This window comes from Ascidiimonas aurantiaca (assembly GCF_037646345.1).
Lineage (GTDB): Bacteria > Bacteroidota > Bacteroidia > Flavobacteriales > Flavobacteriaceae > Ascidiimonas > Ascidiimonas aurantiaca.
In genome coordinates, this window is the sequence record NZ_JBBEWR010000009.1 from 59306 (window position 1) to 71843 (window position 12538).

The window sequence follows — 12538 nt, forward strand, 5'->3', positions numbered from 1 at the left end:
TTCACCGGCGTATGTTGGTGAAGTTTTTTATTTTTAATTTATATGAATAAGGTTTTAGGGCTCTTTTTTCTTTTCTTTTCAGTATCGTGCGTTTTTTCACAAACTAAAGTAGGTGGAATTGTAGTTGATCAAAACGAGCAGCCGGTCCCTTTTGCCAATGTTCTCTTCAAAGATTCTTCCGAAGGAACTATTACCAATGATAACGGTCGTTTTTACCTGGAGTCTGATAATGATTACACCGTGATCGTTATCTCCTTTGTGGGGTACACTACTCAGGAAATCACGCTGGATAAAAAAGTTACCTACGATCTGAAAATAGTTTTACCTGAGGGTGAGCAGTTAGATGAGGTTATTGTTTATTCGGGAAAGCAATCCAAGAAAAATAACCCTGCTATTGACCTGCTCAGGAAGATCTGGGCCCGCAAGCGTGTGAACGGACTGAAAATGTTTGATCAATATGCCTATGATAAATATGAAAAGGTAGAGTTTGACCTCAATACAATTGACAGTACTATGATGAAAAGCAGGCTTTTTCGCGGATTGGAGTTTGTTTTTGATCAGGTAGATACCTCCCGTATCACAGGAAAAACCTATTTACCCGTGTTTATAAATGAAGCTTTTTACAAAGTATGGGGAGATAATACACTTAACAGAGAAAAAGAAGATCTCATAGGAAATAAAAATTCCGGCTTTAGCAGCAACCAGAGTATCATTGCCTTTGTTCAGGATCTTTATGCCGATTATGATATTTATGATAACTACCTCAAGTTTTTTGATAAAAGTTTTACAAGCCCGCTTTCCAGAACAGGAATTGATGTATATAATTATGTTCTTACAGATACCACTTATATAGATAATAAACGTTGCTTCAATATTATTTTTTATCCGAGAAGGTCTAACGAGCTCACGTTTAAAGGGGACTTTTGGGTAAGTGACAGTACCTATGCCATTAAAAGAATACGAATGGCAGTTACCAAAAGTGCTAATATTAACTGGGTAAAAGAGATCTATATCGAGCAGGAATTTGATGTTTTGAACGATTCTGTTTTTTTGCTTAAAAGGGATTATATGCTTAGTGACTTTGCACTGTCAAAAAAAGAAGAAGCTAATGGCATTTATGGAAAAAGGACAACCGTTTATGACCGATATAAATTTAATGAAGAAAAGCCGGCCTCCTTTTACAGCCAGAAAGTAGATCCTTTTGATGAACGTGTTTTTTCAAGAGATGATCGTTTCTGGGCAGAAAACCGGCTCGAAAAGTTAAACAAGGATGAAGAAAGCATTTATAAGCTTATCGACACTCTTAAAAATGTACCTAAGTTTAAAAGATTATTTAATATTGGGACCATTCTGGCTTCCGGATATGCCGAAATAGATAAATGGAATTTTGATTACGGTCCCGTTTTTTCAACCTTCGGGTTTAACCCTGCAGAAGGGGTACGCATACGAACCGGCGGGCGTACCTATTTTGGGCAAAATGACCTCTGGCGTCTTGAAGGGTATCTCGCATATGGTTTTACCGATCGTAAATTTAAATACGGGATATCTGGTAAATGGCTTTTAGATCGTCAAAACAGGATTATTATTTCTGCCGGTAACCGCAGAGATGTAGAGCAAATAGGAGTAAATCTCACAGCGACTACCGATGTACTGGGGCGAAGTTTTGCATCTTCCGCACTGTTTACCGCAGGGGCCAACAACACCCTCACTAATATTAATCTTACCACGGCTGCCATAGAGTTTGAGCCTTTTAGGAATATAGTGCTAAAAACAGGAGGTGCATACCGTACCTTGCGCTCGGCATTACCGGAAGACTTTAGTATTGATTATATTGATCCCGAGGCGGAGGGTGGTGTATCTTCTCAGGTGAATCAGTTTGAAATGAATATCTCACTCGAAGTTACCCCTCGCCGCAGAGTGATTGGGTATGGAGTAGAACGAAAAGATGTAAATGATGACTATTCACGTTTTTTTGTGAACTATACCGTAGGTATGCAGGGGTTTCTGGAAAGTGATTTTGATTTTAAGAAAATTCAGTTTTTCTATCGTAAGCCTACTCAGATCGGAGGCTTTGGAAGATTACTTACCACTATAGAAGCCGGAAAAACCTTTGGAGAAGTTCCTCTTGGGTTGTTAAACATAGTACCCGGTAACCAGACGTATTTCTCGATTTTCAACACCTTTCCCAACCTCGATTTTTATGAATTTGTTACCGATACCTATACTTCAGTACATTTTGAACATAATTTTGGAGGGCGTTTGTTTTCCAGGATCCCCTGGCTAAGAGACCTTAATCTTAGAGAAATTGTTGGTGTTCGTGGTGTATGGGGAGAACTCTCTGAGGCCAATCGTGCACTGAGTGCCCCTTCTAACATAGAGCTTATAGCTCCTTCCGATGAGATCTATTGGGAGTATTCTTTCGGGATAGGTAATATTTTTAAAGTGTTTCGTATTGATTTCAACTTTAGAGGAAACTATCTTGACATGCCAGATGCACGGCGCTTTAGCGTTACCGGTGCCTTCGGGTTCTTTTTTTAACAAAAGCCCTGTACGTCTTTTTATTATAGCATTCTTTTTATACTTTTGCACCGCTTAATTATAGACTATTAGAATGGAATCAAACACTATTTTTATACCAATAGCCATGGCTATTCTAGGGCTGGCATTTATGCTTGTAAAAGCCCTATGGGTTAAGAAACAAGATGCAGGAAATGAAAAAATGCAGGGTATCTCAAAAAGTATTAAAGACGGAGCCCTTGCTTTTCTTAATGCAGAATACAGGTTATTACTTGTTTTTGTAATAATTGCAGCTATTGCATTGGGGGCTATTTCCTATTTTGTGCCTACCACGCATTGGTTGATTATTGTAGCTTTTGTTTTCGGCGCTTTTTTCTCTGCACTGGCAGGAAATATTGGTATGCGTATCGCTACCGAATCAAATGTTCGCACCACTCAGGCGGCACGTACCAGTTTACCAAAAGCACTTAATGTTTCTTTTTCGGGAGGTACCGTAATGGGACTGGGTGTAGCCAGTTTGGCAGTATTGGGTTTAAGCCTTTTCTTTTTTGTTTTTATAAAAATGTTTTTAACCGGAGACGGATCTTTCTATGATGAGATGACCATTGTACTGGAAGCGCTGGCCGGCTTCTCCTTAGGGGCAGAATCTATAGCCCTTTTTGCACGTGTTGGTGGAGGTATTTATACCAAAGCAGCCGATGTAGGTGCAGACCTTGTAGGGAAAGTAGAAGCAGGTATCCCTGAAGATGATCCCAGAAATCCCGCTACCATTGCAGATAATGTGGGAGACAACGTTGGAGATGTAGCCGGAATGGGAGCTGATCTTTTTGGTTCGTATGTAGCTACTGTGCTGGCATCTATGGTACTTGGTAATTACATTATTAAAGATATGGCACTGGCCAATGGTTCTCCGTTTACAGATGCCTTTGGCGGTATGGGGCCTATTTTTTTACCTATAGTAATTGCAGGAGTAGGTATTATTGCTTCTATAATAGGTACACTTTTCATCAAAATTAAAGATAATAATGCCAAAGAAGCTCAGGTGCAGTCTGCACTTAATCTTGGTAACTGGTCATCCATCGTAATAACCGCAGTTGCTGGATATTTCCTTATTCAGTGGATGCTTCCTGATACGATTGCCATGAACTTTTTTGGAGAGGGTATTAAAGAAGTATCCAGTATGAACGTATTCTACGCTACCTTAATAGGTTTGGCAGTAGGAGGACTTATTTCTGCGTTCACTGAGTATTATACAGGACTGGGTAAAAAACCGGTTCTTAACATCGTAAAGAATTCATCTACCGGTGCGGCAACCAATATTATTGCAGGATTAGCTACAGGGATGATGTCCACATTTTCATCAGTATTGTTGTTTGCTTTAGCTATTTGGGGCTCCTATTCTCTGGCAGGGTTTTATGGCGTTGCTCTCGCGGCATCTGCCATGATGGCTACCACAGCTATGCAACTTGCTATCGATGCCTTTGGCCCTATAGCAGATAATGCAGGAGGAATAGCAGAGATGAGTGAACTTCCTGAAGAAGTAAGAAGCCGTACAGACATCCTTGATTCTGTTGGAAATACTACAGCCGCCGTTGGTAAAGGTTTTGCTATTGCATCTGCAGCGCTTACGGCACTTGCTCTTTTTGCTGCTTATGTTACCTTTACCGGTATTGATGGAATTAATATTTTTAAAGCCGATGTTCTCGCTGCTCTTTTTATTGGGGGTATGATACCTGTTGTATTTTCGGCACTGGCCATGCAAAGTGTGGGGAAAGCTGCTATGGAAATGGTAAAAGAGGTAAGAAGGCAGTTTAAAGAAATACCTGGTATTATGGAAGGTACCGGTACGCCTGACTATGCCAAATGTGTGGATATTTCTACAAAGGCTGCTTTGAGAGAAATGCTGCTTCCCGGCCTTATTACTATCGTAACTCCAGTACTTATAGGCTTCATAATGGGGCCCGAAGCACTTGGGTCTTACATGGCAGGTGTTGCAGTATCTGGTGTACTTTGGGCCATTTTTCAAAATAATGCCGGTGGTGCATGGGATAATGCAAAAAAATCATTTGAAGCGGGAGTAGAAATAGATGGAAAAATGACCTACAAAGGTTCTGAAGCTCACAAGGCAGCCGTTACAGGAGATACTGTGGGAGATCCTTTCAAAGATACTTCGGGCCCTTCTATGAACATCCTTATTAAATTAACATGTTTGGTAGGTTTAGTGATCGCCCCTATATTAGGCGGACATATGGAAGAGGGAGAAGCACATGCTTCTGAAGAAATACAACAAAAAGAGATTTTGATAGAAGATACTACCACTGTTAAGCACACTACCGCTGCCGTGGTTGTAGAAAAAGCAGAATAATTATGGAAAGAAGAGACTGTTTAATAACAGTTTACTTTTAAAATATATGATAACAAAAAACTCATCAGTACACTGATGAGTTTTTTTATTTTATCAAATAATGATCTCTAAAAAAGTCCGTAAAGTTCTCCGTCAATACGGTTCACTACATTTCCCAGATCTTCAGGGTTATCTACAAAGTCCAGTTGATCGACATCTATAACCAATAATTTTCCCTTATCATAACTGTGTACCCATGCCTCATAGCGCTCATTTAACCTACTCAAATAATCAATCGAAATAGAGTTTTCATATTCGCGTCCTCTTCGGTGTATTTGTTTTACCAGATTCGGTATGGAGCTTCTTAAGTAAATAAGAAGGTCAGGAGGTTGAACAAGATTCTCCATAAGATCAAAAAGAGACCGGTAGTTGTTAAAATCCCGGTTAGTCATGAGCCCCATAGCATGCAGGTTGGGAGCAAAGATATGAGCATCTTCATAAATGGTGCGATCTTGTATGATCTTTTTTCCACTCTCGCGAATCTGTAATATTTGACTGAATCGGCTGTTTAGGAAATAGATCTGAAGATTAAAACTCCACCGTTCCATCTGATTGTAAAAATCATCTAAATAAGGATTATCTACCACATCTTCAAAATGGGCCTCCCATTTGTAATGTTTGGAAAGTAGCTTGGTAAGTGTGGTTTTTCCTGCTCCTATATTTCCTGCGATAGCAACGTGCATGGTACTTTAAATTACAATTTAACTTATTAATAACCGTAACAGTGGTTCGGTAAATATACAAGTTATCCCTGTTTTCCAGAAAAGGTTTCAGTTATAATCTGTTATGACAGGCAGTTTATTCGATGTAGTGTATTTGCTTAAAGATTAAGAGTAGTATTAAGCAGGTTCTTTAACTTTTTGGTATTGTATATCTTACCATTCATTATAACCGTGCTTACAGTTCTCGTATGGGAAATGTTTTCCAGAGGATTTTTATCAAGCAAAATAAGATCAGAAGACTTACCTACATCAATGGTTCCGTAAAAGTTGTCTTTGTGTAAAAAGGAAGCACCATTGAAAGTAGAAGTTCTTAGAGCTTCCAGGGGGGTTAAGCCCGCATTTACCATAGCTTCCAGTTCGGAATGAAGAGATTCTCCCGGATATATAAAAGAATTAAAAGCTCCGCAATCAGAACCCGCCATTAACGGAACTCCTGCCGTTTGTAGCTTGGTTACCAGATCTTTAAATCTTTGTTGTAACCTGCATCTCATTTTTTTCATTTCGGGGCTTGTCTTGGTAAGGTTTTGTATTCTTCGGTCATAGGTTTCTACAAGTTCTGTATTTACATACTGTAAATAAGGGTCCTTTTCATGATCTTCAGCCCCTATATTGCTAAGTACATTGCCAATGTGTAGTGTGGGTACCACATAAGTGTTTTTCTCTTTTAGAAGGTTAAAAGTGTGTCTTGCCGTTACCGGGTCATATGTATCGAGGATCTTTCCGAATGAATCCCAAAAACCCACAGTGCCCTGCTGAATTTCAAGGGTTATCTCTTTTTCTCTGTATGAGCAGCCTTTTAAAACATAATACAGATGCTCGATAGAACCAATACCCTGATTGACCGTTTCTTCCAGAAGTACAGTAAAAGGCATATGGCCCGAAGTAATAAAGTGCCGTTCACGTGCCTGTTCCAGTGTTTGTAAATACAAATCTCTTGATATTTTACTATCGTAGATCTTGACAAAATCAACGTGCAATACTTCCAGAGAATCTAAAGCTTTCTTTACCTCTTCAGGGGTCTCTACTTCAAGACTCCCCTCCCATGAAGCATTTTTACCATCTATTTTCGGGCCACTTGTAAATATACGAGGCCCCACCAGTGAGCCATTTTGGATTTGTTTTTTCCACTGTAATATCTCGTTCGTAAGGTCTCCTCCGGCATCTCTCACTCCGGTAATACCATTTACCAAAAATAGAATAAGAAATTCTTTATTAGCCTCTACCAATGCATTTCCACCTCTTAAATGAACATGGTTATCCCAAAGACCAGGCATGATATATTTTCCCGTGCCGTCAATAATCTTTCGGGCACGATATTTTTTATCTTCATGTACTTTTTCAACCAGGGATATTACATTTCCGGAAATAGCAACATTATGGAAAGGAATAACTTCTCCCGAAACTACATCAACAATATTTACGTTTGAAACGAGGATATCACATTGAGGTGAATCCTTATCAGTACACCCCAACAAAAAAAATAAGCCAATAAAAAAGAATATGGGTTTATCGTAAAATACCATGTAATTGTTTATGAGGGCCTTTCGAGCTAAATTTCTATACAATATACTAAATTTATCTTTAGGTTTTTACATGTGACAATACGGTTGTAAGTAAAAACCTCCATTTCTTCGTTAAGAAATAAATGTTAAATCTTTCCCCAAACAAATGTTTTTGTTTACTTTTGGTGCCGAATTATTGGGAGGAGAGATTTGAACTGATTGCAACCTCAGAAAAAAAATGCTAAAGCAGTAGAAACCTCCTTTAGTACACTATATACTTCCTCCCTTTTAAATTAAAATAAATTTATGGCATATTTGTTTACGTCAGAATCGGTTAGTGAGGGGCATCCTGATAAAATAGCAGACCAGATTAGTGACGCACTTTTAGATAATTTTTTAGCTTTTGACCCCGATAGCAAAGTAGCATGTGAAACGCTGGTTACCACAGGCCAGGTTATTTTAGCAGGTGAAGTTAAAAGTAAAACATACCTCGATGTACAAAATATAGCTCGTGATGTAATCAACAAAATTGGTTATACAAAAGGAGAATATCAGTTTAGTGGTGACTCCTGCGGTGTCATCTCTATGATACATGAGCAATCTAAAGATATTAACCAGGGAGTAGATAGAAATACACGCGAAGAGCAGGGAGCCGGAGATCAGGGTATGATGTTCGGGTATGCAACCAGTGAAACAGCTAACTATATGCCCCTGGCACTGGATATATCACATAAGATCTTACAGGTGCTGGCACAATTGCGCAGGAATGGTGATGAAATTGGCTATCTGCGGCCCGATGCCAAAGCACAGGTTACTATAGAATATAGCGATGATAACATTCCACAGCGAATAGATACGATCGTTATTTCTACCCAACACGATGCTTTTGATACAGATGATGCCAAAATGCTGGCAAAGATCAAATACGACATCTTAAATATTCTTATCCCGAAAGTAAAAGCGCAATTACCTCCCTATGTTCAGAAACTGTTTAATGAAGATATTGATTATCACATTAACCCCACAGGTAAATTTGTAATAGGAGGCCCTCATGGAGATACCGGGCTTACGGGTCGAAAGATCATAGTAGATACATATGGTGGTAAAGGCGCTCATGGAGGTGGGGCCTTTAGTGGCAAGGATCCCAGTAAAGTTGACAGAAGCGCTGCTTATGCTGCGAGACATATTGCCAAAAATCTGGTAGCAGCAGGTGTGGCAGATGAAGTTTTGGTACAAATAAGTTATGCCATTGGAGTAGTACAACCTACTTCAGTTTACGTGAATACTTATGGTACCGCTAAAGTACCTTTAAGCGACGGAACGATCGCTAAAAAAGTAGAAACTATTTTTGATATGCGTCCTTTTGCTATTGAAGAAAGGCTCAAATTGAGAAACCCTATTTATCTGGAGTCTGCCGCCTATGGGCATATGGGTAAAGAACCTCGCCTGGTTAAAAAAGTGTTCGAATCTCCCTACGAAGGAAAAATTGAAAAAGAAGTAGAACTTTTTACCTGGGAAAAGTTAGATCATGTAGATAAAGTAAAAGAAGTGTTTGGTATTTGAAAGAACCAAGCACTTTTTGTTTAAAAATTTGGAATTTAAAATTTAGTTTCCTAATCTTTGTAAAACAATTAGTAACAAAATGAAAAAGTTTATGTCTTGTTTTTGTATGCTTATGCAGATTAATTCTGCAGAGTGTTCTATTGCATAAACGAAAAAATATATAATCCAGCAATAAAGCCTCTGTCACGACAGAGGCTTTATTTTTTTAATTATTTATGAAAAATATATCGGTTTTAATGAGCATGTTTATAATGATGGCTATGTGTTATAGCCCGAAAGCTCATTGCCGAAAAAAGACGTAATCTAATAGTTGGTTAAACACGGGGTCCTTTTGGCAATGCTAAAAGGGCCCTTTTTTTATGAATATACTTAAAACAAAAATCATGAGTACACAAAAATTTGCTACGCAGGCATTACACACGGGTCACAATGTAAACGAAACCAAAAGTACACGCGCGGTGCCCATTTATCAGTCCACATCATATGTATTTCAAAATACAGATCATGCGGCAAGTTTGTTTTCCCTGGCAGAACCGGGATACATTTATACACGTATTAACAACCCTACCAATGATATCCTGGAGCAACGGCTTGCCGCTTTGGAGGGAGGCATCGCTGCGGTAGTAACCGCTTCCGGTACGGCAGCTATTGCTACTACTTTACTCGTACTGCTAAAAGCAGGAGACCATTTAGTGGCATCTTCCAGTTTATACGGAGGAACTTACAATCTTTTAAATGTAACCTTACCCCGTTTGGGGATCACAACCACCTTTGTTGATCCGTCCCAGCCGGAAAACTTCCAAAAGGCAGTACGCCCCAATACACGCGCATTTTTTTTAGAGTCATTAGGGAATCCTAAACTGGACGTGATCGATATTAAAGAAGTGGCAGTATGGGCCAGGGAAAACAAAGTCCCGCTTATTGTAGATAACACGGTAGCTACACCTTATTTACTCAACCCTATTGAACATGGAGCCAATATCGTAATACATTCGTTAACTAAATACATCAACGGTAACGGCACCGCTTTAGGAGGTGCTATTATAGACGCCGGTACTTTTGACTGGTCTAATGGAAAATTTCCGGAGTTTACAGAACCTTCTCCCGGGTATCACGGACTCATATATCATGAAGCTTTAAAAGAAGCCGCATTTATAGCCAAAGTGCGTATTGAAGGTCTTCGGGACTACGGAGCTGCCCTTAGTCCGTTTAATACTTTTCAAATCATACAGGGACTGGAAACCTTGCAGTTACGAATTAAAAAACACAGTAAAAATGCGTTGCAACTGGCAAAATGGCTTCAGCAGCAGGAAGAAGTTTCCTGGGTAAATTATCCCGGACTCGAAGAAAGCAAATATTATGACCTTGCTGTAAAATACCTTCCCGAGGGTCAAAGCGGTATTGTGACTTTTGGAGTAAAAGGAGGCTTTGAAGCCGCAAAAATAGTAACCGATGAAACAAAACTCTTCTCGCTACTGGCCAATATAGGAGATACCAAATCACTCATCATACACCCCGCCAGTACAACCCATCAACAGCTTACGGAGGCGCAACAGGTATCTACAGGAGTTACCGGAGACCTTATTAGAATATCTGTAGGGTTGGAAGCTATAGAAGATTTGATAACCGATCTGAGGCAGGCACTAGACAAAGTAAAGCATCAGGTACAGGTACTATAAATATAAAACCCTCCAATAGTAAAAAGGAGAACGTATGAAAAAAGAACTCAAAAAAATACATCTGGCTGGCTTTACCACCAAAAGCGGAGCATACTATCCAATACTCCCATTGTCTTATCAGGTTTTTGGTAAGCCTTTGGGAACAGCTCCCGTGATATTGGTAAACCATGCCTTAACAGGCAATTCTCAGGTAACAGGTGCTACAGGTTGGTGGAATGCAATAGTAGGAAACGGGAAAGTAATAGACACCAACGTTTTCTCTGTAATTGCTTTTAATATTCCGGGAAACGGGTACGATGGTTTCTATATAAAGAATTATCAGGATTTTGTAGCTGCCGACACGGCCCGTATTTTTATACGAGGTCTTAATTACTTGAAAATTAAAAAACTGTATGCAATTATTGGAGGTTCTGTAGGCGGTGGTATCGCTTGGGAAATGCTTGCTCAGGCACCAGATCTTACCCGGTTTTTAATACCTATTGCAAGTGACTGGAAATCTACCGACTGGTTAATCGCTAATTGTGCCGTTCAGGAACAAATTCTCAATAACTCAAAAAACCCGGTACATGATGCCCGTATGCATGCCATGCTTTGCTATCGTTCTCCCGAATCACTTAAACATAAATTTCACAGAGGAAAAACCAGTGAAAGCAGGTATTTCGATGTTGAGAAATGGTTATTTCATCATGGGAAAAAATTAGACGACCGGTTTCGTCTGCCCGCATATAAACTTATGAATCAGTTGTTAAAAACCATTAATGCTACATCTGGTGTACAAACCATTGAGGAGGTAGTCACACGGTCAAAGGCACATATTTACATTATAGCTATAGATTCGGATGTGTTTTTTACAGCTTATGAAAATAAAGACACCTGGCGCCTGCTGCGGCAAAACAGTGAAACCGTTTTTTACAATGAAATACGATCCATTCACGGGCACGATGCCTTTCTTATAGAGCACCAGCAGGTTACTCAATTACTAGAACCCATTTTTAAACCATTAGAAAAAACGCATGAAAACTAGATCCGTCCCAATTATTGTATTTGGAAAAGGGAGCGTAGGTGGCACTTTGATCGATCAGATACTCACATTCCGGAACCTTCTTTTCGAAAGCAGGCATATTGACCTGAAAATAATAGCTATTGCCAACTCGAAACATATACTTTACAGCTCTGAAGGTATTACAGATAACTGGAAAAGCAATTTTAAAGAAAAGAGCATCCCCTATACTGTTCAAAATGTAGTGAATTTTTGTAAAGATCATAAATTTGAAGACCCTATAGCAGTCGATGTTACCTCAGGAAGTACAAGATCTGAAGAATACCCATATCTTATAGAAAACGGATTCCATATTGTAACAGCCAATAAAATTGCGAATTCAGGTTCACAGCAATTTTATGACATTTTGCGAAAGAGCCTGGTAAAGAACAAAAGGCAATTTCTGTACGAGACCAACGTAGGTGCAGCACTTCCGGTTATTCATACATTGCGCTCTCTTTTACTTTCGGGAGATGAGGTACTAAAAATAAGAGGTGTTTTTTCCGGCTCACTTAGCTATATATTTAACAGGTTTTGTAATGAAAATAACAGTTTTTCGCAAATAGTGAGGGAAGCCGTTCAAAAAGGATTTACCGAGCCAGACCCGAGAGAAGACCTGTGCGGTAAGGACGTAGCCCGCAAACTGCTTATTCTGGTAAGGGAATTAGGGATAACGGCAGAACCTCATCAAATAAACGTACGGTCATTGCTGCTCCCAAATTTAGATAACAATGTGTCCTTACCCTGCTTCAACAGAAATTTATCAGAGCTTGACAAACCTTTTGAAACCGCAAAGATCACCCAAAAACCAAATCATGTTTTAAGGTATATAGGAGAATATGACAGGCGAAACCATAAATTAGAAGTAAAATTAATTTCTGAACCCTTAAATTCGCCGTTAGGTCAATTGCAAAGTTCCGACTGTCTCTTTGAGATCTACACAGCTTCTTACGGAGAGAAACCGTTGGTGATACAAGGGGCAGGGGCAGGTAAAGAGATCACAGCTCGTGGTGTTTTAGCAGATATAGCAGCTATAGCCAACAGTACGTATAAAAACAGAAATACAAACCCATACCAACAAGAGGTACATACTTATAATTAAAATCAGATAA

8 protein-coding genes are annotated in these 12538 nt (G+C 39.3%); 6 read left to right on the plus strand and 2 right to left on the minus strand.

Features of this window, described 5'->3' with window-relative positions:
• Positions 1-42 precede the first annotated feature (42 nt).
• Both WAO84_RS10220 and WAO84_RS10225 read left to right on the plus strand, forming a co-directional pair.
• Positions 43-2538: a DUF5686 and carboxypeptidase-like regulatory domain-containing protein gene (locus WAO84_RS10220; protein ID WP_340065543.1), complete on the plus strand. Its 2496-nt coding sequence runs from the start codon at positions 43-45 to the stop codon at positions 2536-2538.
• 73 nt (positions 2539-2611) lie between these two features.
• The gene (locus WAO84_RS10225; RefSeq protein WP_340065544.1) at positions 2612-4882 is read left to right on the plus strand and encodes a sodium-translocating pyrophosphatase; all 2271 of its coding nucleotides are present in this window, start codon (positions 2612-2614) and stop codon (positions 4880-4882) included.
• Positions 4883-4989: 107 nt separating this feature from the next.
• Here WAO84_RS10225 and WAO84_RS10230 read toward each other — a convergent pair whose 3' ends face one another.
• Complete coding sequence (locus WAO84_RS10230; RefSeq protein WP_340065545.1) at positions 4990-5604, minus strand: deoxynucleoside kinase; 615 nt, start codon at positions 5602-5604, stop codon at positions 4990-4992.
• A 137-nt stretch (positions 5605-5741) separates the two neighbouring features.
• Positions 5742-7166, minus strand: coding sequence for an amidohydrolase family protein (locus WAO84_RS10235; RefSeq protein ID WP_340065546.1), 1425 nt, complete (start codon positions 7164-7166; stop codon positions 5742-5744).
• Positions 7167-7451: 285 nt separating this feature from the next.
• Here WAO84_RS10235 and metK point away from each other — a divergent pair, with 285 nt between their 5' ends.
• From metK to WAO84_RS10255, 4 genes are all read left to right on the plus strand, one after another.
• Positions 7452-8708 carry a methionine adenosyltransferase gene (metK, locus tag WAO84_RS10240; RefSeq protein ID WP_340065549.1) on the plus strand — a complete coding sequence of 419 codons (1257 nt, stop codon included), beginning with the start codon at positions 7452-7454 and terminating at the stop codon, positions 8706-8708.
• A gap of 383 nt (positions 8709-9091) precedes the next feature.
• Positions 9092-10387: an O-acetylhomoserine aminocarboxypropyltransferase/cysteine synthase family protein gene (locus tag WAO84_RS10245; RefSeq protein ID WP_340065552.1), complete on the plus strand. Its 1296-nt coding sequence runs from the start codon at positions 9092-9094 to the stop codon at positions 10385-10387.
• A 34-nt stretch (positions 10388-10421) separates the two neighbouring features.
• Complete coding sequence (locus WAO84_RS10250) at positions 10422-11411, plus strand: alpha/beta fold hydrolase (protein ID WP_340065553.1); 990 nt, start codon at positions 10422-10424, stop codon at positions 11409-11411.
• Positions 11401-12528: a homoserine dehydrogenase family protein gene (locus WAO84_RS10255; RefSeq protein WP_340065554.1), complete on the plus strand. Its 1128-nt coding sequence runs from the start codon at positions 11401-11403 to the stop codon at positions 12526-12528. The genes WAO84_RS10250 and WAO84_RS10255 overlap by 11 nt, the downstream gene beginning before the upstream one ends.
• Positions 12529-12538: the final 10 nt, after the last annotated feature.